The 22,661-nt window shown below is 34.0% G+C and carries 20 protein-coding genes; 3 read left to right on the top strand and 17 right to left on the bottom strand.

Annotated elements, in window-relative coordinates; genetic code table 11:
* Positions 1–116: 116 nt before the first annotated feature.
* Positions 117–401, bottom strand: coding sequence for a chaperone modulator CbpM (locus AC2A1C_RS06045; protein WP_484024358.1), 285 nt, complete (start codon positions 399–401; stop codon positions 117–119).
* A gap of 2 nt (positions 402–403) precedes the next feature.
* Positions 404–1,294, bottom strand: a complete 891-nt coding sequence (locus tag AC2A1C_RS06040) for a DnaJ C-terminal domain-containing protein (protein WP_484024356.1) — start codon at positions 1,292–1,294, stop codon at positions 404–406.
* Between the two features lie 185 nt (positions 1,295–1,479).
* Here AC2A1C_RS06040 and AC2A1C_RS06035 point away from each other — a divergent pair, with 185 nt between their 5' ends.
* A complete protein-coding gene (locus AC2A1C_RS06035) occupies positions 1,480–2,694 on the top strand; it encodes a dicarboxylate/amino acid:cation symporter (RefSeq protein WP_484024354.1) in 1,215 nt (404 codons plus the stop codon).
* A gap of 61 nt (positions 2,695–2,755) precedes the next feature.
* On the opposite strand, the gene AC2A1C_RS06030 is transcribed toward AC2A1C_RS06035, so the two are convergent.
* The gene (locus AC2A1C_RS06030; RefSeq protein WP_484024352.1) at positions 2,756–4,081 is read right to left on the bottom strand and encodes a hydroxymethylglutaryl-CoA synthase family protein; all 1,326 of its coding nucleotides are present in this window, start codon (positions 4,079–4,081) and stop codon (positions 2,756–2,758) included.
* Between the two features lie 85 nt (positions 4,082–4,166).
* Between AC2A1C_RS06030 and AC2A1C_RS06025 the strand changes: the two genes are divergently transcribed.
* On the top strand, positions 4,167–4,898 hold the full coding sequence (locus AC2A1C_RS06025; protein WP_484024350.1) for a class I SAM-dependent methyltransferase: 732 nt from the start codon (positions 4,167–4,169) through the stop codon (positions 4,896–4,898).
* Positions 4,899–4,965: 67 nt separating this feature from the next.
* On the opposite strand, the gene AC2A1C_RS06020 is transcribed toward AC2A1C_RS06025, so the two are convergent.
* The 14 genes from AC2A1C_RS06020 to AC2A1C_RS05955 all read right to left on the bottom strand — a co-directional run bounded on the left by AC2A1C_RS06020 (position 4,966) and on the right by AC2A1C_RS05955 (position 21,460).
* On the bottom strand, positions 4,966–7,476 hold the full coding sequence (locus AC2A1C_RS06020) for a M1 family metallopeptidase (protein ID WP_484024349.1): 2,511 nt from the start codon (positions 7,474–7,476) through the stop codon (positions 4,966–4,968).
* 7 nt (positions 7,477–7,483) lie between these two features.
* Positions 7,484–8,119: a DUF2306 domain-containing protein gene (locus AC2A1C_RS06015; protein ID WP_484024347.1), complete on the bottom strand. Its 636-nt coding sequence runs from the start codon at positions 8,117–8,119 to the stop codon at positions 7,484–7,486.
* A 60-nt stretch (positions 8,120–8,179) separates the two neighbouring features.
* Entirely contained in the window at positions 8,180–8,974 is a 795-nt protein-coding gene (locus AC2A1C_RS06010; protein ID WP_484024345.1) for a thymidylate synthase, read from the bottom strand.
* A 115-nt stretch (positions 8,975–9,089) separates the two neighbouring features.
* Entirely contained in the window at positions 9,090–9,530 is a 441-nt protein-coding gene (locus AC2A1C_RS06005) for a hypothetical protein (protein ID WP_484024343.1), read from the bottom strand.
* A 189-nt stretch (positions 9,531–9,719) separates the two neighbouring features.
* Positions 9,720–10,364, bottom strand: a complete 645-nt coding sequence (locus tag AC2A1C_RS06000) for a hypothetical protein (protein WP_484024341.1) — start codon at positions 10,362–10,364, stop codon at positions 9,720–9,722.
* Between the two features lie 4 nt (positions 10,365–10,368).
* A complete protein-coding gene (locus AC2A1C_RS05995) occupies positions 10,369–11,256 on the bottom strand; it encodes a DUF72 domain-containing protein (RefSeq protein ID WP_484024339.1) in 888 nt (295 codons plus the stop codon).
* Positions 11,257–11,392: 136 nt separating this feature from the next.
* Complete coding sequence (locus tag AC2A1C_RS05990) at positions 11,393–12,907, bottom strand: hypothetical protein (RefSeq protein WP_484024337.1); 1,515 nt, start codon at positions 12,905–12,907, stop codon at positions 11,393–11,395.
* A 328-nt stretch (positions 12,908–13,235) separates the two neighbouring features.
* Positions 13,236–15,563, bottom strand: coding sequence for a beta strand repeat-containing protein (locus AC2A1C_RS05985; protein ID WP_484024335.1), 2,328 nt, complete (start codon positions 15,561–15,563; stop codon positions 13,236–13,238).
* 173 nt (positions 15,564–15,736) lie between these two features.
* On the bottom strand, positions 15,737–16,516 hold the full coding sequence (locus AC2A1C_RS05980; RefSeq protein ID WP_484024334.1) for a hypothetical protein: 780 nt from the start codon (positions 16,514–16,516) through the stop codon (positions 15,737–15,739).
* A gap of 17 nt (positions 16,517–16,533) precedes the next feature.
* Positions 16,534–17,286 (bottom strand): hypothetical protein, encoded by a 753-nt coding sequence (locus AC2A1C_RS05975; RefSeq protein WP_484024332.1) that lies wholly within the window; start codon positions 17,284–17,286, stop codon positions 16,534–16,536.
* Positions 17,287–17,299: 13 nt separating this feature from the next.
* A complete protein-coding gene (locus AC2A1C_RS05970; protein WP_484024330.1) occupies positions 17,300–18,064 on the bottom strand; it encodes a hypothetical protein in 765 nt (254 codons plus the stop codon).
* 244 nt (positions 18,065–18,308) lie between these two features.
* Complete coding sequence (locus AC2A1C_RS05965) at positions 18,309–19,964, bottom strand: ribonucleoside-diphosphate reductase subunit alpha (protein ID WP_484024328.1); 1,656 nt, start codon at positions 19,962–19,964, stop codon at positions 18,309–18,311.
* Positions 19,965–20,216: 252 nt separating this feature from the next.
* The gene (locus AC2A1C_RS05960) at positions 20,217–20,465 is read right to left on the bottom strand and encodes a hypothetical protein (protein ID WP_484024326.1); all 249 of its coding nucleotides are present in this window, start codon (positions 20,463–20,465) and stop codon (positions 20,217–20,219) included.
* 20 nt (positions 20,466–20,485) lie between these two features.
* Positions 20,486–21,460 (bottom strand): ribonucleotide-diphosphate reductase subunit beta, encoded by a 975-nt coding sequence (locus tag AC2A1C_RS05955; RefSeq protein WP_484024324.1) that lies wholly within the window; start codon positions 21,458–21,460, stop codon positions 20,486–20,488.
* A gap of 427 nt (positions 21,461–21,887) precedes the next feature.
* Here AC2A1C_RS05955 and AC2A1C_RS05950 point away from each other — a divergent pair, with 427 nt between their 5' ends.
* On the top strand, positions 21,888–22,580 hold the full coding sequence (locus AC2A1C_RS05950; RefSeq protein WP_484024322.1) for an ABC transporter ATP-binding protein: 693 nt from the start codon (positions 21,888–21,890) through the stop codon (positions 22,578–22,580).
* Positions 22,581–22,661 lie beyond the last annotated feature (81 nt).

Here is a 22,661-nt window from a genome sequence, read left to right as displayed (position 1 = left end):
TACTTCAATATCTCTTGATATAAAGTTATGAAGAAGTTTTGAATTTTTAAAAAAAAATCAAAAATATTTTTATATTAAAATTTAAATAGCTTTAAATACCCATTATTATTATGATTTTATAAATTATATTTAATTAATTTAATCAATATCCTATTCTCATTTTGCAAATATTTCAGTTTATTTACCATATCTTGAATTACCTGCAAACCCGGCAAATTAACATCTAAGTCATAATGCCAACTTACAAAACGTTCAAAATCGGAAAGATCTTCATAAAAAAGATACTTCATGTCATTTTCTGTTTCCATTTTCAGAAGACCATATTCTTCAAGCTCATCAAAAAAATGAAGCTCAATATTATATAGTTGTGCTAGTTTTTCCAGTGAAATCCTCTCCTTCATTATCAGGAATTTTTAAGTTGTTCAAAAAGCTGCTTTTGCTTTTCAGAAAGATCTGTCGGAATTTTCACTTCATACACTACAAACAAATCTCCAAATTGCCCTTCCTTTTTATATACAGGAAAACCTTTTCCCTTCAGTCGTACCGTTGTTCCGTTTTGTGTTTCCGGTTTTACTTTCAGTTTTACATCTCCATCCAGAGTTTTTATATGAACTTCACCTCCTAAAACCGAAGTATACAAATCAATAGGAATTTTGGTTCTCAAATCGTCACCAATCCTTTCAAACTGCGGATCTGGTATAATACTAAATGTAATAAACAAGTCTCCATTTGGACCACTATTAAAACCCGGATTTCCATGTCCTTTCAATTTGATTTGCTGTCCGTCATAAACACCTGCCGGAACAGTAATTCGTACTTTTTTTCCATTGATCTCAAAAGTTTGCTGATGTGTTGTTGCTGCATCTTTTAATTTCAGATTCAATTCAGCATGAATATCCTGACCTTTAAATTTTCCTGAAGTACTTCCTCGTGAACTTCTACCAAACATGCTTTGGAAAAAATCTGAAAAATCTTCACCTTGTCCAAAACTATAGCTTCCGCCAAAATCTTCTACTCCAGAATTTCCACTCTGTTTCCGTTTTTGTTGAGCTTTTTCATATTCTTCACTATGTTTCCAATGCTCTCCATATTTATCATACTTTGTACGATTTTCAGGATTGCTCAACACTTCATTCGCTTCATTAATGTCTTTAAATTTTTTTTCCGCTTCTTTATCTCCAGGGTTCACATCCGGATGATATTTGCGAGCTAATTTCCGATACGCCTTTTTGATATCATCCTGAGATGCAGATTTATCAATTCCCAGAATTTTATAATAATCTAAATAGGCCATAAACATCAATGTTTGCAAAATAAAATTAGTAAATTCTGCAAAGCAAAAAATCAATGCTACTCATATAAATTCCGAAAAATGTTACAAATTTTCCACCTCTTTTTTGAGCAATAAATTGATCAAATTAAAAAAATAGAGCATAAAAAAAATAAAATGAATCCGCTATCTTTGATGAAACTTGAATTATGAATATCATCCTAAAAAATTATTCCGGGATTATCCTATTACTTTTAGGAGTTTTTATAGGAAGTATCATTGGAATATTCTTCCCGCAAATTGTTCCTTATCTAAAACCTCTTGGAGATATTTTCCTGAATCTACTTTTTGTAAGTGTAGTTCCGTTGGTCTATTTTGCAGTTGCCAATTCCATTGCTGCTGTGGAACAACAAAATAAATTCGGGAAAATCATTACTTCCATGATTATAACATTTCTTTTGTTTATTATAATTGCTGCCGTTTTCACTATTTTTGTTGTTTACATATTTCCTACGGAAGCATTATCTTCCAATTCTTCAGAATCCATTGAAACAAATACTACAAAAAATTGGGGCGACACAATTGTAAGTTTTTTTACGGTTGGAGAATTTACGCAGCTATTTTCCCGTCAGAATATGTTAGCATTATTGATTTTTGCCTTTCTCACCGGAACAGCAGCAAGAAAAACTGGTGAAAAAGGAAAAATTTTCAGAGATTTTCTTTCTTCCGGTTATGAAGTAATGAAAGAAATTTTATTGATCGTAATGAAAGTTGCACCAATTGGTTTGGGTGCTTATTTTGCTTTTCAGGTAGCTACAGTCGGACCACAACTTTTCGGGTTTTATGCAAAACCTTTGGGTTTGTATTATGCAGCCGGAACTTTTTACTTTTTTGTATTTTTTTCGTTGTATGCTTTTGCAGCTTTTGGAAAGAAAGGAATTTCGCTTTTCTGGAAAAATAATATTTATCCTTCCTTAACAGCGATTAGTACTTGCAGCAGCTTTGCAACCATGCCTGCAAATCTGGAAGCAGCTTCTAAAATTGGAATTCCGGATTCTGTCGCTAATATTGTGATCCCAATCGGAAGTACACTTCACAAAATGGGTTCTTCCATGTCTTCTATTATTAAAATTTATGTAGCATTTTTAATTATCGGAAGGGATTTTTTTGAACCAACTAATCTTTTGCTCGCATTAGGAATTACGATTTTTGTAAGTATTGTAGCAGGTGGAATTCCAAACGGAGGTTATATTGGAGAAATGCTGATGATTTCCGTTTATCATCTTCCTCAGGAAGCTATTCCCGCTGTAATAATAATCGGAACCTTGGTAGATCCTTTAGCCACTTTACTAAATGCAACCGGAGATATAGTCTCAGCCATGTTTGTCACTAGAATTTCTGGGGAAAAATTTGTAGAAAATTGAATTAATTTTCAAATGGATATTTTATAAAGAACACACCAAAAAGGTGCGTTCTTACCTATTTTTATTGATGGTGATAATATCTTGCTCCAATAGAAACAGGATTTTCACTTTCAATAGATTTTAAACCGAATCCTTTATAATTTGGATTGATAGAAGAAGTCAATTGCTTACGATGAAGCTTTTCGTAAGTATCAAAATCAATTGCTGTTCTATTTTTCAGGTTCTCAAAAAGATTCCATTTGGAGACAACATTCTTCCATTCATCAGAAACTTTCCCTACAAAAACTTTAGATTTTGAACCACTTCCGTAACTCAAAAATCCTATTTTCTGACCATTTAAATCTTCATCATTATTATAACTCACCTGTAAAGCCGAAAGCAAAGCCATAAAAACTGAAGCAGTGTACATATTTCCAATTTCGGAAGATGCACGCTGTGAAGGTTCTATTTTTTCATTGATAAACTGGATATAGTTCTCAGATTTAGCCACTGCCTTTTGTTCCTCAGAATTGGAATACGGAAGATTATTTTCCAGACTAAAAATCTCGGTAAAAACTCTTTTTCCATGAAAAGCGTAAGGTAAATGGAAAATTAAATATCTCCAATTTTCATACGGTTTTTCTGTATTTGTTTGATCTTTATAATGCTGGTAGGCTTCACGAATTCTATCCTGATAACATTGGTTGGAATATTGCCCATCAAAAACAGGTTCATCTGTAAAAATTTCAATTTTATCCGGCATCAATTCAGTTGCCGAAGACAAATCTTTTTTAAGTGCATTTCTTCTCGGTTTGAAAAAATCAAAAACGCTTTCTGTAGCTACACCAAAAGTATTTTCAATCTCAACAAGTTTGGGATTATCTGAAACTAAAACAGCAACAGCACCACCACCTTGTGTATATTCTCCGGAAGAAGCCAATTCATATTTTGCATAATCGGAGGCAATTACAACGGCTTTTTTACCAGGATTTGCTTTCACGAAATCCAGACAATTTTGCAAAGCATCTACAGCTCCTACACAAGCAAACGTCATATCCACCACATCGCAATTTTTGAAAACACGTTCCCCGAATTCTTTTTCCAGAACTTTTTCCACCATTTGCATTGCATACGTTCCGGTTGGTTTTGCTGCATCCAAAGCGCTTTCAGTACCCAGATAAATCCGGGAAATTTCTTTGGGATTGATACTATAATCTTTGATTAATTTTAATAAAGCTTCTGCAGCAAAAGTAGCAGCATCTTCGTGAACATCAGGAAAAGCCATTTTATGAAGTCCTAATCCTTTTTCCAATTTTGCAGGTTCAATTCCTCTTTTTTCTGCTAAATCTTTGATTTCCAAATACAACGAAGGCACATAATAACTTGCTGCTTCTATTCCAAAACTCATATCATAAAAATTAAGATGCGAAGTTAAAAATTATAAATCATAACGCCGAATATTTCAATTACTATTATTAAATTGCGTCACTTTCATGTATACATTAACCAAAAATATTATCCGAAAAATTCTGCCTCAAAAATTTCTTTTTGAAAACGAAATGTTTTTCAGAAAAGCTCTTTATCCATTTTATAAAGGCAAAAATTGTGAATGTAATATCTGCAATTCCAAACTTAAAAATTTTGAAAAATTAGAAAACGGAAATTTGCTTTGTACTATATGTGGAAGTTTACCCAGATCCAGAAGACTTTACAAACTTCTGAATGAAATCTATCTGAAACCCGGTTTTTTAGTTTTGGATTTTTCACCTTCCAGAGCTCTTTTCCGAAAATTAAAAAAGAGAAAAGACATACATTATTTTCCAACTGATTATGAAAATGAGTTTCTGGCCGATTACCATTTCGACATTACAAAAATTGATGCAGGATCTGAAAAATTTGACCTTATCTTATGTTATCATGTTTTGGAACATATTGAAAACGATTCGGCTGCAATAGATGAATTGTATCGTGTTCTAAAAAAAGAAGGAACGGCTATAATTCAAACTCCTTTCAAAGACGGAAATATTTATGAAAATTTCGATATTACAACTTCTGAAGAACGATTAAAACATTTTGGGCAGGAAGATCATGTAAGAATCTATTCGGCGGAAGGTTTAGCAGAACGATTAAGAAAAAAAGGGTTTTCAACAGAAATTAAAATTTTTGGAAAAGATGAATATTTTGGATTTTCGGAAAATGAAAAAATAATTGTTTGTACGAAATAATTTCTAATTTATTGCAAATAAAGAACGCGCCTTGATGGCGCGTTCCTACATAGAATTCTTTTTGTAATTATTTATAGGCATCAATGACTTTATTCAATGCGTCTACTTGTTGATTGATTGTACCACTATTCGGATTGGATTTCAATACCTGCATTTTTTTAGCAAGTCCGTCTTTCAGCATTTGAACAATCATCATTTTTGCTTGCGGATTGTCCCCGATTTGTCCTTTTACCTGAGTAAGAATTTTAGCTAATTTTTCTGTAGCTGCCAGATTATCAGAATTCATGATCCAATTGTATCCTTCTTCTGCAAAACTTCCTAATTCCGGATTCTGGAATTTAATAAACGGATAAAACGCAACTACCGAAGCAATTGCCGGCATTTGTTTTTCAGCTTTATTTTTTACAATAATCGGAAGCAATGCAGACAATAAATCTTCCGAAGCGTTTGTAAGATCCACCGTATCAATAAGTGGAGCAACTTTAGAAGGATCAAGAGATGCGATTCCGGAAAGTGACGCTGCTTTTACAGAATTGGAAACCGCTGTCATTCCCTTTTCATAAATACTCATGTATTTTGCATTTTTAGTTTTCACTAATGCTGAAATTGCTGCTGCCTGAACAAGAGTTTTCGGATCGGTAGAAGCCAATTTTTCAACATCCGCTAAAGCTAATTTAGAAATATTTGGTTGTGACAGATCTAATCCACTCAATGCTTTTTCACGAATTCTGAAAGAAGAATCCTTCAAAGCTGCCAGTAAAGTTTTTACAGAGGTTTCGCTTTTCGCAGCATTTTCAATTGCATTTTCCACAGCTTTGTATCTTCCATAAAAATCTTTAGTAGAAGTATATTGCATTAAATATTGCTCCGGAGTTTTGGTTTCGGTAATATCTGCAAGGATAATTCCGTCCGGATTTAACGTGATAAGATCCGGATTTTTAGAAACCGAGAATGTTACATTATTTTTAGCTTTTGCGTCGATCCAAATTTTCTGACGAACAGGTTTTCCATTGTCGTAGACATCAATTGTCAAAGGAAACTGAAACAAAGGAGTCTGTGTCTGATTAACCGAAATGGTCACTTCTTTTTTTATCGGTTCATAATTGTATGTATATGAAATTTTCGGATTTCCGTTGCTGTAATACCATTGATTAAAAAACCAATTCAGATCTTTACCCGAAACTTTTTCTAAAGAAAGCCTTAATTGATGCGCTTCTCCGTTTTGATATTCATTTGTTTTGAGATAATCATTCAATCCGGCAAAAAATGCATCATCGCCAAGATAATTTCTCAACATATGAAGAATTCCGCCACCTTTATTGTAACTTACCAAATCAAACATATCTTCTCTGGATTGATAGTCAAATCTTGCTAAATTTTTATTAAAATCATTCGGACCATGGATATACTGATCCAAATCTGACATCAGATGATAATCTGCTTCATCTTTTCCGTATTTATTTTCGATCCAAAGATATTCGGAATAATTTGCAAATGATTCATTCACAGTAAGATTACTCCAACTTTCTGCCGTAACCAAATCTCCAAACCATTGATGGAACAATTCATGCGCAACTACATATTCCCATTTATTTTCATCGATCAAATCTCCCGGTTTTTGCTGTGCAGATTCTCCGTGAAGTGTTGCAGTAGTATTTTCCATAGCTCCCGAAACGTAGTCTCTTCCAACAATTTGGTCGTATTTTGCCCATGGATAGTCATAATTCAATTTTTTAGAAAAGAACTCCATCATTTCCGGTGTATTTCCGAAAATCTGTTTTGCATACGGTTCATATTCTTTTTCTACATAATATTCTACAGGAATAGTTCTCCATTTGTCTTTTACAATTGCAAAATCTCCAACTCCCATGAAAAACAAGTAGGTAGCGTGTCGCTTTTCCATTACCCAATGATCCGTTCTAAGTCCGTTTCCTTCATTTTTCTGATCTTTCAGAATTCCGTTGGAAAGCGTAACGTATTTATCAGGAACTGTCATGTAAATTTCCTGAGTCGTTTTTTGGTTGGGTTTGTCAATAGTTGGAAACCAGCAAGATGAAGATTCCGTTTCGCCTTGTGTCCAGATTTGGGTTGGCTTATTCGGATCTTTTCCTTGCGCATTGATAAAATACAAACCTTTTGCATCATTAATAGCAGCACTTCCTTGTTGTTTTACTTCATTTGGACGAGCTGTATATTTGATGTAAACGGTATAATCCTGATTTTTCTGATAGGTTTTATCCAAAGTAATTTTCAGAATATCATCTTTATACTCGTATTTTAAAGGTTTTTTTGAGCCATTATTGTCCAAGGCAACTTCATGGATCAGCATTCCTTTTGCATCGAGAACCAATTCATTTGTAGAATAGAAAAACGGACTTGCAGTAAGCCATTCTTCCCCATTCATCTGTTCTTTCTGATAATCGAAATTTACTTTTAGCTTGGTATGTTTCAGCTCTGTAGTTTTGGTATGTGTTGCTCTGTATAAAGGAGTTTGACCTGATGTTTCGGTTTGCGCGAAAATAGAATTCGGATTAAAAATAGCACCTAAAAAAAGTGCAGCTATAAGTATTTTTTTCATAATAAATTTAATCTGTTACTTGATTAATAAAGGTAGTGGAATTATTTATTTTTTTCGAAATAAAATAAGCGACAACAAGGTTCGGAATCCAACAAAGCCAAGCTACTATAAGATAAGCTTTGCCAAAATCGTGAAAAATATTCATTAAAACAGGAAGATATATTCGCAGTGTAACAGCAGAAAAACAAGCAGCATAACTATAAATCATCCATTTCTGATGCCTATTTATTTTTCCGTTTTTGATTGAAATAAAAGCTAAAATTGTAGTACAAAACCAAATAATTGCTAAAAACAGGAAACCTAAAGATGTTAAAATTCCTCCGTTTGCAACAAAAGCAATTCCGAATCCTGCCAATGAACTCAAAATAGCAGAAGTAACATATATTTTTCCAATATTTCGATGCAATTTTGTATTATATATTCTCCATTTATTTACAAATTGTGGCCAACCTGTAAGTAATGCAATTCCGCCAAAAATAATGTGAATGTAAAAACCTACATTCCAAAAAATATTAGTAAGTATGGTGATATCCTTGCTTTGCAAAAGTCCAAAGTCACGGTCAACAAAAAAATACATTAAAGGATATAAACCAATAATAACACAAAGAATCGCAAAAAGAATAAATCCTATTTTCTTTACCATATCTTTTGATAGGTATAATTGTGGAATATTTTGTTACAAAAAAAGTGGGAAAACCCACTTTTATATCGCAACTGGAGCTTTAATTCCCGGATGTGGATCATAATTTTCCAAAGTAAAATCCTCAAAATCAAAATCAAAAATATTTTTGATTTCTGGATTCAGTTTCATTGTTGGAAGTGATTTTGGTTCTCGGGAAAGTTGCTTTTTTACCTGTTCAAAATGATTATTATAAATATGAACATCCCCAAAAGTATGTACATACTCTCCCACTTCCAAATCACAAACTTGTGCTACCATCATCAATAAAAGCGCATAACTCGCAATATTAAACGGAACTCCAAGAAAAACATCGGCACTTCTCTGATACAATTGCAAAGATAATTTTCCATCTGCCACATAAAACTGAAACAATGCATGACAAGGAGCTAAAGCCATATCCGGAATTTCTGCAACATTCCAAGCTGAAACGATCAATCTTCTGGAATCGGGATTTTTTTTGATCTGATCGATAACTTCCGAAATCTGATCGACCACTTTATTATCCGCACCTTTCCAGCTTCTCCATTGCGCTCCGTAAACCGGACCAAGATCTCCATTTTCATCTGCCCATTCGTCCCAAATACTTACACCATTATCGTTTAAATATTTGATATTGGTGTCGCCTTTTAGAAACCAAAGCAATTCGTAAATAATGGATTTTAGGTGAACTTTTTTGGTGGTGACCATAGGAAAACCTTTTGAAAGATCATACCTCAACTGATATCCAAAAACACTTCGTGTTCCGGTTCCGGTTCTGTCGGTTTTGTCTGTTCCGTTGTCGAGAATATGTTGTAAAAGGTCTAGGTAGTTTTGCATAAGCCGTTCAAAATTCAAGGTTCAAAGTTAAAAAAATCAAAGTTAAGGGTTCTTTTTAATCTACTAAAAAGCTATCAATAAAAACCAAAATTTGTTTTACAAAATACGGAAAAATTCACCAGATATTTTTGATGTTTTGCAAAATGTTATTCACAGAGAAGGATTCATTTTTCTTCTTTCCATTCATAGCTTTTGCCAAAGGTGATTCGGGAGAAATACAGATTATTTTTTGATTTTCAGGACTGATTTCACCCAAAGAAACCGAGATATAAAACAAACCTTTTTCCGTTTCTACAATTGCTCCTTTTTCTGCTTTTTCCGAAATTTTCGTGGAAATAGTTGTCAGAAAATCCCTTTGTTTCAGAACTTCATTCAACTGTAATTGGAGATTATTAATTTCCTGCTGAAGCATTTCTCTTCCTGTTTCATATTTGTCTCCCATTGAGCTTTTAGTATCATTATTAGAGGCTCTTGTTTCGGAAATGAGTTTTTCCAGATTTTCAGCTTTCTTGGAAAGTTTTAATTTTACAAGAGAAAGTAATTGCTGCTTGTTCATTTATTAGAGTTTATACTAGTTGTTCTCAAAGTACATTTGGAACGTTTTTTTGATGCAGCCCGACTTGAGCGGAAATCCTTTTGCTTTTTTGTTTTGGCTCTTCGACTCCGCTCAGAGTGACAAGCGTTGGCAAAAAGCAAAAGATTGGGAGCGGAAGGCGGAAAAGCTGCCCTAAAAAATATAAATTATTTATTCAAACGTAATTTTCACATTTGGCGTTTTTCCTTTTATAGATTTTAGTTTTCCACTAATCGCTTTATTATATGTATCTTCCCAATAGATCAAATGAGTATTTCCGATATAAGCAATCTGATTGTATTTAGAAGGATCAAAAACATTATCTCCACGAAATAAAATATTTATATTTCCTATGCGTTTGAGTTTTCCATAAGTCAATCTATCTTCGTATTCGGAATCAAAATATTCAAAAGATATGTTTCCTAATGATTTAATTTTTCCAAATTTGACCTTATTAAAACTCTCGTCATTAAAATAATCAATACTAATATTTCCTATTGTCTTTAGTTTTTTGATTTTTCCCAGATCAAAGTGATTATCTTCCCAATATGTCAATTTAGTGTCTCCAATTTGCTTTAGTTTTCCATAGCTTGCGTCATCATAAAAATCTTCATAATACTGAAAATCTCCTTCTAATTGATCCAAATATATTCCCAATAGATCTCCTTTTTCAGAAATTTTAAAATTAACATTATCTATTTTTATAACATATTCAGTCACTAAACCTGTTGTGGTTAATCGAGCCGTTAACTGAAAATTTTGGGACTGAAAAAGGCAAAAAATAAAAAAAGCCAGAATAAAATAAATTTTCTTCATTATTTTAAAACAAAGTAGGTTGTTGATCTGCAAGTTTAGGAATATGAATATTGGTTTCCCATTCTTCATTCATTTTTTTGATGAAATGGGAGGAAAGCAACGGTGATGCTTTTTCAATATTTTGATGTACAAAGAAATACAGATTTTGCAAACCTTCCTTTTTCCATTTGGTGAGACGTTCCAGCCAATCGTCCAATCGTGCATAATCGCTTTCTGCATTAGCTCCCACATAACGAATAAAAGCGTTTGGAGTGGTCAATCTCATGTGAAGCATATCTCTTCTTCCGGCAGTATCTACAATGATATTAGTGATATTGTTTTTTTCAAAAAGCTCACACGTTTTATTGAAAATTTCTTCATCGGAAAACCATTCGTTATTACGAAGTTCAATGGCAAGCGGAACTTCTTTTGGCCATTCATTTACAAATTTTTCGAGTCTTTCGTAATCTTTCGGTTTGAAATTATCATGCAATTGCAGGAAAACCATTCCCAGTTTTTTATCAAAATTAAGAACTGCGGTCGCAAATTGTGTCACCACATCCGTTACATTTAAAAGCCTGCGAAAATGCGAAACGGTATTGGTAATTTTTGGAAAAAATTTAAAATTTTCAGGTGTTTTTTCCGTCCATGTTATTACTTGTTCCGGAGTTGGCATTCCGTAAAAAGTGGCATTCAGCTCAATAGAATTGAATTGTGTTGCGTAATAGAACAGTTCATCTTTAGTACCTTTCGGATAAAAACCTTTGAGATCGGTTTTGTTCCATTTTGCACAACCGATGGAAATATTTTCCAAACCTTTTTTGTTTTGTTTTAGAATTTCTAAAGTTCTTGAATGATCTTGTGGAAGGGTAAAATCTATTTTTGAAGGGTCTTCGACTTGTCCGAATTTCATAAGATTTTGGTTTTAAAATTCAAAAAATAAAGGTAGCTAAATTTCTTACTATGATTGAAAGATTTTTTACAAAAATCCGCCAAAGTTTTTCTTTGGCGGATTCCTTATATTCTATATGTAAAATGGTATTCTTTTCTTAGTTTCTTGCTGTAATCCACCAAACAGAGCCGGTAGATTGCACGGTAATACATCTCCCTCCATTCGTTGTTCCTGTTCCGAAGGAAGAAAAACTTCCACCGGAATCTTGTAAATCATTAGCTGCAGAGGTATTTATAGTTCTTCCGGCAGAATCTCCGCAAAGTACCAAAACTCTTCCCAGATTTGAGCTATTTGCTTTAGGCAAAGTAATATTCCCATTTAAGATAATGGTATAATCGTCTGCATTTACAGTAGTATTGCCGGTTCTTATTTGAGTAGCAACAGAACCATTTACCGTTAATGTTGCAGTTGGAGACAATGTATTTATTGCCACTTGTTTAGAATCGTTAAGAAACATCAGAGGATAACCTCCCGCAGTAGAGCTTCCGGATAGTAATAACCCGGAATTTCCGTTAGAATTTGTCCATACACGTCCTAATTCGCTTCCGGTGCTTTTTGTAAATATGAGATCTCCTGCGTCATTGGGAAGAGTTGGGCTTGCTACAATACTCACATCACTTGCTCCAATACTATCATCTCCTCCTACCTGAAACTTTGTGGAAGGATTTTTAGCACCTATTCCTATTTTTCCGTTATATCCATAGATCCAGTTGCCAATATTCAACTGATTGGAGGCAGTAACAGAAATATTAGGCGAAGTATTAGATCCTATGAAAATATTATTATCTCCTGAAGCCTGATTAGATCCTCCTGCTCCGGAACCGGCTCCTAAGAAAACGTTATTATTTCCTGTTGCCAAAGTATTTCCTGCATTATCTCCCAAAAAAACATTCCTGGTACCTGGACCTACAAAAAGCCCCCCAGAATTACTTCCTATAGCCACATTATTGTTTCCGTTGTCATTAAAATAGAATGCTCCATACCCTACTGCTATATTTTCGTTACCTGTTGTATTACTATAAAGTGCATCAGTCCCAAGAGCAGTATTATTATTTCCCGTTGTATTTTCATACATTCCGCCCATAGCTACATTAGACGTACCTATAGTGTTCTTAGAAAAATAATCTGTTGCTAATACTATATTATTCCCTCCTGAAGTATTGCTTTCACCTACATTACGACCAATAAATATATTAGAAGATCCTCCTGCTGATCCACCACTAGTACCATTTGCTCCAGCTCCCGCATCATTGGTAACGTGATTACCATTTCCTACATTACGCAAATCTGGATCTAAAGGAAACCATATTGTTCCATCATAATAATAGTAACCAACCTTGTCCATTCTTGCAGCATTGCCTGTTTGTGTACCTGTAGTAATATTATTCACATAAATAAGTGTAGAAACAGGTATAGAAGTCATACTCTGAGCTCTTTCTCTGTCTACTCTCGGAACTAAAACTCCATCTACATTGGTACTAGTACCCGTTGAATTTTTAGCTACTACTTCTAATGTAGAAGAGGGACTTGATGTATTTATCCCTACTTGCGCATTGAGTTTGTAAAAAATAGCCGAAACTAATACAAACACTGGTAAAATTTGTTTTTTCATCTTCTGATAATTATTTTATTAACAATATTCTGTTTTTTAAATTTTTATCGCCTTTATAATAAATTTATATTTTCATAAAGTATACATTTCAAAACTCATTAACAATACAACAATTTAATAGTCAATGAGTTAAAATATAATTTTTTAAGAAAAAAACTTATTTTTTGCTTAAGCGACCCGCAAATATATGAACTTAAATTAATTTTTATATATTTTTTTTCCTACACTAAAAATTAAAGCATGATAGGTTTTGCAAAAATATTTGCATAAAAAAAGACCATCTTAATAAGACAGTCTCTTTTACATTTATTATGATTATGAAAAGCTTTTATTGTACAGGTGTTGATACAATACTTACTACATCACTTGGATCTATACCATAAGTTATTGTAAATCCTGATGTAGGTACCGTTGCAGCTAATGAGCCTACAGCATTACCTACTAATTGTACCGAATATGTTCCTGCGGGTAATTTTATATATAGATTAGGTGTCACTGCAAAATTACCTGACATTACTGTTGTCGCACTACTACCTGTAGAGTTTGAATATGTATGTGATGAGTATCCATATTCTTTAGCACTACTCAATCCCGCGGCAGCAGGGAATGTAACAAATTTCCAATCTGCATAGATTAATCTAATCCTTCCATCAGTAATAGGACCAGTATTGGTTGAGTTAGTAATACTAAAAGTTACAGCCGCTCGGAAGTCCACATAACTTGGTCTGTCTAAAGTAAAATTGTAGGTTGCCAATGTGGTTAATGCAGCACTACCGTTCGGTACGGTAACTACATTTGATGCTAGAAAGTCTGCACCATCTGCACCCGCAATAATTTTTTTGTCACTTGGTGTAGTTTCTCTATACCATTTTGTACCATCGTTGTAATATTTTCCAGGGAAAACAGGGTTTGTAGCATCTGTTGTATTAGTAGCAGTATTATAAACTTCCATACCTGCAACATGAGCAGAAAGCGGAGACGCAAGAACTGTTGAAGTAAGTGCTACTCGCGGCAATAATAAACCTTTAGTAGTTGAATTAAGTTCTAATACAGAATTAGTGTTTGGAGCTGCTGTTCCTACTCCTACTGCATTATTGGCTGCATCTACGGAAAAAGTAGTACCATCTACTGAGAATCCGTTAGTAGCTGTAGAAGTAAATGCTAATGTATTTGCTCCCTGTGTTACCGTTCTATTTGCTGTTAATGTACCATCCGCAGTGTAGATATTAGGAACTGTTACTGCTGTACCTGATACTCCATTTACAGTAGTTGAAACCGTGTTCCCAGATACAGTATTTCCTATAGAATTTACAATTGGTACAGTCGCTCCTGTTACACCATTCACTGTGGTTGATAAGTTGTTAGCAGAAGATGTGTTGCTTACTGTTGTTGCTGCGTTCACAGTATTTAAAGTCCCCCCACTTAAGGAAAGCCCGGAACCAAGAGTTAAATCTGTTAATTGTCCCGTTGCAGAATTTACACCCAATACAGTTGTAGCAGTTCCTGTTCTTGATGATACTCTCGCAGTTCCTGTAACATCTAAAGTAGAAGCAGGCGCATTATTATTACCAAGTCCAACATTACCATTGCCTAAAACTACCACTGCATTATTTGTTGCCGAACTTGTACCATTACCCACAATAAATAAGGAATTATTTACAGGTGTGTTATAGGTTCCTACTACAGCTGCATTGGTCATATTAGCATTGATGGTATTATTGGATCCTGTTACAAAAGAATTGCTGGAACTCACTGAGTTGCTCGTACCAAATTCCGTCAGGTTATTAACGACACCTGAAACAGTATTTGATGAACCACCCACTACGATACCTACTGGATTATTAAGACCCGTTAATGTATTAGTATTTCCTGAAACAAAATTACCACCATTAAGACTTCCAGAAGCAGATGTGATAGTATTAGTATAACCTGATACAAATGAGTTTGTGAAATTAGTAATATTATTTAATCTACCAATTACAAGAGTATTCTGAGAGTTTGTGCCTAAAGTATTTGAAGTACCCATTATACCGGTAACACTAGAAGAACTGGTGTTGGTATTACCAAACAAATAATTAAAGTTTTGAGTTGCAGTATTTCCTGCTCCCCAAACAAAGCTGCCAATACTCCCACTGGGAACCGTGTTTGCAGCTGGAAGTACTCCAGCATCAACCGTACCTGCACCACCATAAAAACTACCTTTTTGATTAAAAATAGCTCTTGAAATACCGTTGACACCAATAGTCAAGTTTTGAGCATCTGTAGTCCCAATAAAATTGGATGTACCTACAGCGGATGGTACTGTAGCTGTTGGTGTGGTACCTGCATTGCCCCTGAGCTTCCAACCTGCAAAATCATCTAAAAGTTTCACCCATTGTCCTTGTGCTGTACTCCAATAATAGTAGCCGTCAACCATAGTATTGAAAGGATTGTTTACTAAATCCGTAACCTGAAATACAGTTAAACCATTAGCAGGATTTGGGACGGTAGTTGTATCGGTAAGAGATTGTAGATCCACACGAGGGATTAATATACCCTTATCTGTACTTGTAACATCCAATGCTGCAGAAGCATCAGGATTAGTTGTATTAATCCCTACTTGTGCGATTGCGAAAAAAGGAAAAAGTAAAATTAAGGAGTAAAATTTTGATTTCATAGTGTTATTTTTAGCAAATATAATAATAACTTTTTATTATTAAAAAAAAAAAGCAAATAATTTAATTAACATACAAGTAAAACTATTATATTAAAAATTTTAACATTTTTGATAATTATTAATATATATAAAAACACTTGAAATTAATTTTTCGAACATTTTTAAAATTAATTTTAATAGATATAGACATCCATAACAATATCCCTAAAAAAACTGTTCACTCCTCCTCCTGCTCCTACCATTACAAATTCTATAGTATGAGTTCCCGGATCCAATGTTCCGGACCAGGTACTCATATTAGAATAACGATACACATCGTTTGCTCTATTTCTGGTTGCATAAAGTCTATGCAATTGGTCTGTCCCGTTTATCCTTAAATAATTTTCTCCACTGGTATCAAGATCTGCTCCGTTGGTATTACATTCAGGATTAAAAGAAGCTACAACAAGAATCTGCTGTCTTCCCAGAAGAGTAAAATTTGTAGTAAGTGTCCTTGTATTTGCAGCAGCTATATTTCCTTGATTACCCATACTATTTCTAATTACCCTACTACTATTTCCTCTCCACATATTAATAGATCCATCATAAAAATAAATACTATTATCCGTAGAATTAAAAATCATCAATCCATCTTCTGCGGATGTTAAAGTAGGTGTCAAAGTATTCATCTCAGCAGTGGTAAGTCTTGGAAGTAAAAAACCCTGAGTTGTACTTGTGACATCCAAAATTGCTGAAGTATCAGGATTACTTGTTCCAACTCCTACATTTCCATTAGAAGCCACCACTACATCATTTAATTGTTGTGCAGCACTTGGAACTCCAACCGCAGGATTATCCCCACCTCCATCTACATGAAAAAAAGCTTGTGGATTGCCTGTATTTATACCAATTTGAGACAATAATGTAACAGGAAAAAATAAAACCACAACATATAGAGTTATAAAAATTTTCATTTTATGAGTATTTTTTATTAATTAATAGTAACATCAACCCTAATATTTTCAGCATTAAGCACTATACCAGCAGCAGAGCTATTTCTTATGAGTATGTCTATTTTATACGTTCCTGGGTTTAAAGTTGTTGTCCAAGAAGCATGAGCATTATAAGAATATCTGTTAACATTTCTATTACTGGTTGCTGAACGCTGACTGGTACTAAAACCGGAAGCATCATCATTCAAACTAAGATAATAATCCGAAGAAGCAAGAACCCCATTACCAGTACCAGTAGCCGTTCTCGGATTAAAAGATGCCGTAACAAACAAACGTTGTCGAGCACTCAGCGTAACTGTGGTAACAGTAAATCTTTGTGTAACACCACTATTAATAGTATTAGTACCCGATAAATTCAAGCTAAAATTTCTGGAAGCCTGCCCGACACCAGACCAAAATGTACCATCATAGAAATAAGTACATTTATCATCTGTATTGTATATCATAAGACCTTTCACCGGTGAAGAAATGGCATTCATCTGAGCGGTTGTAACACGTGGAAACAAAATCCCTTTATTTGTAGTGACCAATTCCATTTTGGCTTTAGTATTAGGAGCTGTAGTACCCACTCCTACATTACCAACTGATGTTACAATAAAATCATTATTACCATTACCATCTTGCCCATTATCAATATGAAAAATTCCTTGCGGAGATGACGTTCCTAATCCTATCTGAGCTTTAAAATGTACCATCATTAACAGAAAAAAGAATATGTATAAACTTTTCATTTTTTACAATTTATTAGTTAGCAACAACATCCAATCTTCGATTAGAAACAGAAGCGTTAAGCCCACCACCAGACCTTGCAATCCTCAATACAATAGTATGAGAACCTGCACTCAGAGTTCCATTCCAAGAAATATCTGAAGAATACCGATATCTGAAGGTATTATGATTTCTTGTCTCATAATTTTTTGAACTTTGAGCAACCCCATCAATGATGAATTGATAAGTTCCTGTTAATACACCTTCACTCGTAGTTGCCGAAGCAACAAGATCAAACACACCTATTGCCAATACATTTTTCTTTGAAGTTAATGTAAAATTAAGCGTGAGATCAACAAAATTAGTACCTGTAATAGTAACAGCCGTAGCAGATTCGGTAAAAAAAACACGGGTAGCTCTACTTACCCATTCTGTCCCGTTATAATAGAATGGAGCTTTTTCCGTAGTGTTATAAATATACAAACCTTCTACAGGAGTTATACTATTCATCTGACTTGTAGTAAGACGAGGTGGTAAAAAACCTTGTGTAGAAGAAACCATTTCCACCTTCGCCGCAGAAACAGGTACACTGGTTCCTATACCTAAACTTCCGGTATTAGTTACCACCACATCATTAGCTTGCTGTGCCGAAATTGGCGCTCCTGAATCCGGATTATCACCAGCTCCATCAACATGCAATATCTGTTGAGGATTAGATGTTCTTATACCTACCTGAGCATTAAAATTTAGAAATATAAAAACAATGGCCAATGAAAAACACTTTAATAATTTTCTTTCCATACATTACCTGTTTTAAATTTTTAACAAAACAAATATATGGATTTAAAATTAAAAAATAATCATTTATATTACGTTTTTATTGAATAAAATTTAAATATAATGCCTTTTTAATTTTATAAATAAAAATACACTTATTCGCAAAAAAAATCATAGAGTTTTTCTCTATGATTTTACATATTTCAACCGAAAATTTTAATTTTTCTTAATTTATTTTTTTAATAAATTCAATTTTAGATAGTTTCGTTTATGCTTCACAAGAAGAGCAAGTCACAAAATTCACCATCAATTCTTTGGAAACTGAAGAACTTCTCTGATAATACAAAGTTTTTACTCCCTTTTTCCATGCTTCAATGTATAGATAATTCACATCTTTTACCGGCATTGTTGATGGGATCTGCAAATTCAGAGACTGAGCCTGATCGATGTATTGCTGTCTTTGTGCCGCCTGAGAAATAATTTCCATCGGAGAAATTTCCCTGAAAGTTTTAAATACCGCTTTTTCTTCATCCGTCAATTCTTTGATATGTTGAACAGAACCATGATTCAACATGATGGTTCTCCAAGTTTCTTCATTATCCAAACCTTTTTCCTGAAGAAGTTTTGCCAGATATTTATTCTTACGCATGAAATTTCCTTTTGCCAAACCTGCTTTGTAATAATTGGAAGCAAAAGGCTCAATTCCTGGAGAAGTTTGTCCCAAAATTGCCGAACTGGAAGTAGTAGGAGCAATAGCCATTACAGTAGTATTCCTCATTCCGTAACCTTTCAGCATTTCCGGTTCTCCATAAATATTAGCCAATTCTCTGGAAGCAGCTTCTGCTTGTTCTTTGATATGACGGAACGCTCTCGCATTGAATTGCGTTGCCTGAAAACTCTCAAACGGAATCATATTTTTTTGCAAATACGAATGGTAGCCCAAAACTCCCAAACCTAAAGCTCTATGTCTCATTGCAAAATTTCTGGCTCCTTGCAGATAATAATTCCCTTCTGTTTTTTCTATAAATTCTGAAAGAACTGCATCCAAGAAATAGATGGCTAATTTTACTGCGTTGGTATCTTTCCATTCATCGTACAATTCCAAATTCATGGAAGAAAGACAACAAATGAACGATTCATCATTGGTAGAAGGCAGCATAATTTCAGAACAAAGATTACTTGCATTAATCGGCAATCCCTGATCCTTATACACCTGTGGTTTGTTTCGATTCACATTATCGGTAAAGAAAATATATGGAAGACCTTTTTGTTGGCGGCTTTCCAGAACTCTTGCCCAAATTTTACGCTTCTCCATATCTCCGTCAATCATATCCTGCATCCAATAATCCGGAACGCAAACTCCTGTAAACAAATTCTGAATCGGGCTACCAATATCTTTAATGGATAAAAATTCTTCAATATCTCCGTGATCGATATCCAAATATGCCGCAAAAGCACCTCTACGAACACCACCTTGCGAAACCACATCCATAGAAGTATCAAACAATTTCATGAAAGAAACCGCTCCGGAAGATTTTCCATTGTCTGTAACTGCAGTTCCTCTGTGACGCAATTCTCCGAAATATCCGGAAGTTCCACCACCAATTTTCGTCTGCATAATTACTTCTCCCATTTTGTGGGTAATTCCTTCAATACTATCCGGAATATGGACGTTGAAACACGAAATTGGCAATCCTCTTTGTGTTCCCATATTCGCCCAAACCGGAGAAGAAAAACTGATCCAGCCTTTGGTAATCATTTCTTTGAAAGCTGGTTGCAATTCCGGTTTGTACAATCTTTTTGCTGCGGCAGTAGTAATTCTGTCGATTGCACCTTCCACAGTTTCTCCTTTTAGCAAATAGCCTCTGTTCAGCATTTGCTCGGACTCTTCATTCAGCCACCAGATATCTAATTTTTCTTCCATAGTTTCTATATTGTAAAATGTACCAAGTACAGTGTAATTATGATTTTAAGTACAAAAAATTGCACTTAATTTTGGTTATTCGTTTTTTTTTAAATACTTCAAAATGTTCAGTTCCTTTTTCAAGATTTGTCAATCTGAGAAGAAATGAGAAGTTTTTACATTTTTTGATTTAGATTCTTCATTCCGTTTCACTCCATTCTGAACGACAAACCTCTAATACTAATCTCATTTGACGCTCGCTTCGCTCGCGTTTTATCTTTCTTTATTAGATTGAGATAATACAGAGGCAGCTAAATCTTTTGTTTCTTCACTATATTTATTACTCTTTAAAACTTTAGAAGCCAATGTTTCCATTTCACTTCCAGTTTGATTTCCTTTATCTGCTTGTGACAAAGCGGATCCCGCTAATTTTTTAGCAATTTCAGAACTTTTAGAATTCTTTAAAACTTTAGATGCTAATTGTGCAATTTCTGATGATGTTTTTTTTGTGTTTTTTGACATTCTATTAATTTTTATGCTTTTTAAAATAAATCATTTGCAGTAATACTCTTATCGTGTTTTGTATAATCTACCGGACGTTTTGCAAAGAAATCATCCAAAGAATTGGCGAAAACTTCTTCTTCAAACCATACCATTGGTCGGTATTGTTCCGGAGAAACATTGTAACGTGTTTTCATATTGATCTTCTTCAAACTGTCATCAACACGGTATTTCATAAAATTCAGTAAATCTTCTTTTGAGAAATTATCCAATTCTCCCATTTCAAAGATCCAATCCAAGATTTCGCCTTCCAATGCAACCGACTGATCAACCAAAGTATAAATATCTTCAATATCAGAATCCGTCAATAATTCCGGTTGCTCTTCACGAATTTTGTTGATAAGGTAAATTCCTGCATTGGCATGAATTTGCTCATCAACAGAAGTCCATGCAATAATGTTGGAAACATTTTTCATAAATCCTTTAAATCTTGTAAAGGAAAGAATGATGGCAAATTGTGAAAACAACGAAACATTCTCAATCAAAATACTGAACAACAACAAAGACGAAACATATTCTTTCGGAGTTGCAGAATTGGCATGTTTCAATACATTGGAAAGAAAATCAATTCTTTTTCTAACCGCAGGAATTTCTACAACGTGCTGAAATTCTTCATTATATCCCAAAACTTCCAATAAACGGGAATACGCTTCGGAATGACGGAACTCGCATTCTGCAAATGTTGCACCCAATCCGTTAAATTCCGGCTTTGGAAGATGATTATACAGATTTCCCCAAAATGTTTTCACGGAAACTTCAATCTGAGCAATCGCCAAAAGCGCATGCTTCACCGCATTTTTTTCATGTGGCTGTAATTGCGAATGAAAATCCTGAACATCTGCCGTAAAATCTACTTCGGAATGTACCCAAAAAGATTTGTTAATAGCTTCTACAAATTGTAGAATTTCAGGATATTCAAATGGTTTATAGCTTACTCTTTTATCGAAAATTCCCATAGTATTAGATTTCTGCTTTTGATTTAATTTTACTTAATGTGGATAAATGTTAGAAAAACAGCAACTAACTGATTTTAAACACAATTTACAGATTTTTTATCCATAAATTTTTGTATAAACTGTTTTAGCTGACGAAGAACAAAATTAAAAAATGACCATTGAATGTGAAAGCCTGAAATATTAAATCTTTGTGTCATAGACCTAAAAGTTTTCCACATTCACACAGAAGCTCCATAAACAAATGCTTTTAGAAAATTTCGATAAAAAACGATGGATTTTCATAAAACAACCCTTAAACAATTGAGCTAAATATATTAATAGCAAACAATTTACTGATTAAACAACTGCAAAAATTATTCCTGTTATCATCATTGTAACAATTGAAAGAAAAAAAATACTTATTATTAAAACAGAAATCTGCTGCTTAATGTTATTAATTGAGAATCTTCATAAATCATACGATACCGGAAAAAGCAAACTTCATGTATTGAAAGGTATTAATCTAAAAATCTCCAAAGGAGAGTTTGTTTCCATTATGGGAAGTTCCGGTTCCGGAAAATCTACACTTCTAAATATTATCGGTATTCTGGACGAAAAAGACAGCGGTATTTATGAATTGGACGGAATCCATATTGAACATCTTAATGAAGTGAAAGCAGCGGAATATCGTTCTAAATTTTTAGGATTTGTGTTTCAGTCTTTCAATTTGATTGGTTATAAATCTGCTTTGGACAATGTGGCGCTTCCACTCTATTATCAGAATGTTTCCAGAAAAGAAAGAAATGAAAAAGCAATGGAATATCTGGAAAAAGTAGGTCTTGCAAATTGGGCAAACCATCTTCCGAATGAACTTTCCGGAGGACAAAAACAAAGAGTAGCCATTGCAAGAGCGTTAATTACCAATCCAAAAGTAATCCTTGCCGATGAACCAACCGGAGCTTTGGATAGCAAAACAACACACGATATTATGAAACTTCTTCAGCAAATCAATGACGAAGGAAAAACCATTATCGTAGTAACGCACGAACCGGATGTTGCAGCACAAACCAAAAGAAACGTAATTTTGAAAGACGGAATCATTGAAAGTGATGAATTTATTGAGCAATTGGTTTTAAAATAGTCGAAAGTCAGAAGACCGATGACCAAAGAATTAAAAATATTTATGATAAAAACTTCCGACATCCAACTTCGGGCTTCGGAT

The sequence above is a fragment of the Chryseobacterium sp. HNCC26DJ241 genome (assembly GCF_057180505.1).
The sequence above is the reverse complement of the archived record's forward strand: the minus strand, read 5'-3'. Positions and strand labels throughout refer to the sequence as shown.

Bases quoted from the DNA above. Each gene is read 5' to 3' on its own strand.
- AC2A1C_RS06045 (WP_484024358.1), bottom strand. From the start codon at position 401: ATGAAGGAGAGGATTTCACTGGAAAAACTAGCACAACTATATAATATT.
- AC2A1C_RS06040 (WP_484024356.1), bottom strand. From the start codon at position 1,294: ATGGCCTATTTAGATTATTATAAAATTCTGGGAATTGATAAATCTGCA.
- AC2A1C_RS06035 (WP_484024354.1), top strand. From the start codon at position 1,480: ATGAATATCATCCTAAAAAATTATTCCGGGATTATCCTATTACTTTTA.
- AC2A1C_RS06030 (WP_484024352.1), bottom strand. From the start codon at position 4,081: ATGAGTTTTGGAATAGAAGCAGCAAGTTATTATGTGCCTTCGTTGTAT.
- AC2A1C_RS06025 (WP_484024350.1), top strand. From the start codon at position 4,167: ATGTATACATTAACCAAAAATATTATCCGAAAAATTCTGCCTCAAAAA.
- AC2A1C_RS06020 (WP_484024349.1), bottom strand. From the start codon at position 7,476: ATGAAAAAAATACTTATAGCTGCACTTTTTTTAGGTGCTATTTTTAAT.
- AC2A1C_RS06015 (WP_484024347.1), bottom strand. From the start codon at position 8,119: ATGGTAAAGAAAATAGGATTTATTCTTTTTGCGATTCTTTGTGTTATT.
- AC2A1C_RS06010 (WP_484024345.1), bottom strand. From the start codon at position 8,974: ATGCAAAACTACCTAGACCTTTTACAACATATTCTCGACAACGGAACA.
- AC2A1C_RS06005 (WP_484024343.1), bottom strand. From the start codon at position 9,530: ATGAACAAGCAGCAATTACTTTCTCTTGTAAAATTAAAACTTTCCAAG.
- AC2A1C_RS06000 (WP_484024341.1), bottom strand. From the start codon at position 10,364: ATGAAGAAAATTTATTTTATTCTGGCTTTTTTTATTTTTTGCCTTTTT.
- AC2A1C_RS05995 (WP_484024339.1), bottom strand. From the start codon at position 11,256: ATGAAATTCGGACAAGTCGAAGACCCTTCAAAAATAGATTTTACCCTT.
- AC2A1C_RS05990 (WP_484024337.1), bottom strand. From the start codon at position 12,907: ATGAAAAAACAAATTTTACCAGTGTTTGTATTAGTTTCGGCTATTTTT.
- AC2A1C_RS05985 (WP_484024335.1), bottom strand. From the start codon at position 15,563: ATGAAATCAAAATTTTACTCCTTAATTTTACTTTTTCCTTTTTTCGCA.
- AC2A1C_RS05980 (WP_484024334.1), bottom strand. From the start codon at position 16,516: ATGAAAATTTTTATAACTCTATATGTTGTGGTTTTATTTTTTCCTGTT.
- AC2A1C_RS05975 (WP_484024332.1), bottom strand. From the start codon at position 17,286: ATGAAAAGTTTATACATATTCTTTTTTCTGTTAATGATGGTACATTTT.
- AC2A1C_RS05970 (WP_484024330.1), bottom strand. From the start codon at position 18,064: ATGGAAAGAAAATTATTAAAGTGTTTTTCATTGGCCATTGTTTTTATA.
- AC2A1C_RS05965 (WP_484024328.1), bottom strand. From the start codon at position 19,964: ATGGAAGAAAAATTAGATATCTGGTGGCTGAATGAAGAGTCCGAGCAA.
- AC2A1C_RS05960 (WP_484024326.1), bottom strand. From the start codon at position 20,465: ATGTCAAAAAACACAAAAAAAACATCATCAGAAATTGCACAATTAGCA.
- AC2A1C_RS05955 (WP_484024324.1), bottom strand. From the start codon at position 21,460: ATGGGAATTTTCGATAAAAGAGTAAGCTATAAACCATTTGAATATCCT.
- AC2A1C_RS05950 (WP_484024322.1), top strand. From the start codon at position 21,888: ATGTTATTAATTGAGAATCTTCATAAATCATACGATACCGGAAAAAGC.